Origin of the sequence: Vibrio sp. Vb1127, from assembly GCF_033338735.1 — a bacterium.
Lineage (GTDB): Bacteria > Pseudomonadota > Gammaproteobacteria > Enterobacterales > Vibrionaceae > Vibrio > Vibrio alginolyticus.
Window position 1 is genome coordinate 1 of sequence record NZ_JAWOTF010000049.1, and the last position, 2,500, is coordinate 2,500.

The window sequence follows — 2,500 nt, forward strand, 5'->3', positions numbered from 1 at the left end:
CTGGGCTAGCTGGATTCGAACCAGCGCATGACGGAGTCAAAGTCCGTTGCCTTACCGCTTGGCTATAGCCCATCGAATTCTTACTTAATTATATGTAAGTATCCATTAGATTATTTATAATTTTTAAAATAAAAATGGGGCGACTGATGGGAATCGAACCCACGAATGCCGGAGCCACAATCCGGTGCGTTAACCACTTCGCCACAACCGCCATGATTTCTGGTGCCGACTAGAGGACTTGAACCCCCAACCTACTGATTACAAGTCAGTTGCTCTACCAATTGAGCTAAGTCGGCTAAATGGTGGAGGATGACGGGATCGAACCGCCGACCCCCTGCTTGTAAGGCAGGTGCTCTCCCAGCTGAGCTAATCCTCCATTTGCCTGGCAACGTCCTACTCTCACAGGGACAAGGTCCCAACTACCATCGGCGCTAGAGAGCTTAACTTCCGTGTTCGGTATGGGAACGGGTGTGACCTCTCTGCCATCATCACCAAACTATTGAAGGCATATTCCTTCAAAACTAGATAACATTTGCTACATATTATATGGTTAAGTCCTCGATCTATTAGTATTCGTCAGCTCCACATGTCACCATGCTTCCACCTCGAACCTATCAACCTGATCATCTTTCAGGGATCTTACTAGCTTACGCTATGGGAAATCTCATCTTGAGGGGGGCTTCATGCTTAGATGCTTTCAGCACTTATCCCTTCCGCACATAGCTACCCAGCTATGCCCTTGGCAGAACAACTGGTACACCAGCGGTGCGTCCATCCCGGTCCTCTCGTACTAAGGACAGCTCCTCTCAAATTTCCTACGCCCACGACGGATAGGGACCGAACTGTCTCACGACGTTCTGAACCCAGCTCGCGTACCGCTTTAATGGGCGAACAGCCCAACCCTTGGGACCGACTACAGCCCCAGGATGCGATGAGCCGACATCGAGGTGCCAAACCTCCCCGTCGATGTGGACTCTTGGGGGAGATAAGCCTGTTATCCCCGGGGTAGCTTTTATCCGTTGAGCGATGGCCCTTCCATGCGGAACCACCGGATCACTAAGCCCGACTTTCGTCCCTGCTCGACTTGTAGGTCTCGCAGTCAAGCTCCCTTATGCCTTTGCACTCTACGAATGATTTCCAACCATTCTGAGGGAACCTTTGGGCGCCTCCGTTACACTTTAGGAGGCGACCGCCCCAGTCAAACTGCCCACCTGACACTGTCTCCCGGGTCGATAAGACCCGTAGGTTAGAATTTCAATACAGTCAGGGCGGTATCCCACCAGCGCCTCCACCGAAGCTAGCGCTCCGGTTTCAAAGGCTCCCGCCTATCCTGTACAAACTGTACCAAAATTCAATATCAGGCTACAGTAAAGCTCCACGGGGTCTTTCCGTCCTGTCGCGGGTAACCTGCATCTTCACAGGTACTATAATTTCACCGAGTCTCTGGTTGAGACAGTGCCCAAATCGTTACACCTTTCGTGCGGGTCGGAACTTACCCGACAAGGAATTTCGCTACCTTAGGACCGTTATAGTTACGGCCGCCGTTTACTGGGGCTTCAGTTCAGAGCTTCGCTTACGCTAACCCCTCTCCTTAACCTTCCAGCACCGGGCAGGTGTCACCCCCTATACTTCGCCTTACGGCTTCGCAGAGAGCTGTGTTTTTGCTAAACAGTCGCTTGGGCCTATTCACTGCGGCTTTCCGTTAAGAAAGCACCCCTTCTCCCGAAGTTACGGGGTCATTTTGCCGAGTTCCTTAACCAGAGTTCTCTCGCACACCTTAGGATTCTCTCCTCGCCTACCTGTGTCGGTTTGCGGTACAGGCACCTTTTATCTCGCTAGAAGCTTTTCTTGGCAGCGGGGAATCAAAGACTTCGCTCCATAAGGAGCTTCCCCATCACAGCTCAGCCTTCACGATAAGCGGATTTGCCTACTTATCAGCCTAACTGCTTGGACGTGCACAACCAATCGCACGCTTCTTCTATCCTTCTGCGTCCCTCCATTGCTCAAACGATAAAGAGGTGGTACAGGAATATCAACCTGTTGTCCATCGCCTACGCCTGTCGGCCTCGGCTTAGGTCCTGACTAACCCTGAGCGGACGAGCCTTCCTCAGGAAACCTTAGGCATTCGGTGGACGGGATTCTCACCCGTCTTTCGCTACTCATACCGGCATTCTCACTTCTAAGCACTCCACCAGTCCTTCCGGTCTGACTTCACTGTCCTTAGAACGCTCCCCTACCACTGATACCATTGGTATCAATCCGCAGCTTCGGTGGTGTATTTAGCCCCGGTACATTTTCGGCGCAGAGTCACTCGACTAGTGAGCTATTACGCACTCTTTAAATGGTGGCTGCTTCTAAGCCAACATCCTAGTTGTCTAAGCAACTCCACATCCTTTTCCACTTAATACACACTTTGGGACCTTAGCTGGCGGTCTGGGCTGTTTCCCTTTTGACTACGGATCTTATCACTCGCAGTCTGACTCCTAAGGATAAGTCATTG

The 2,500-nt window shown here is 51.4% G+C and carries 4 tRNA genes and 2 rRNA genes (1 of these 6 cut by a window edge); all 6 read right to left on the reverse strand.

Features of this window, described 5'->3' with window-relative positions:
• A tRNA-Gln gene (locus R7H07_RS23690) sits at positions 1-72 on the reverse strand.
• 63 nt (positions 73-135) lie between these two features.
• Positions 136-211 (reverse strand) — tRNA-His (locus tag R7H07_RS23695).
• Positions 212-220: 9 nt separating this feature from the next.
• Positions 221-296 (reverse strand) — tRNA-Thr (locus R7H07_RS23700).
• 4 nt (positions 297-300) lie between these two features.
• Positions 301-376: transfer RNA gene (locus R7H07_RS23705), tRNA-Val, on the reverse strand.
• A gap of 4 nt (positions 377-380) precedes the next feature.
• Positions 381-496: ribosomal RNA gene (rrf, locus tag R7H07_RS23710) — 5S ribosomal RNA — on the reverse strand.
• Between the two features lie 50 nt (positions 497-546).
• Positions 547-2,500 (reverse strand): 23S ribosomal RNA (locus R7H07_RS23715); it runs 968 nt beyond the window's last position.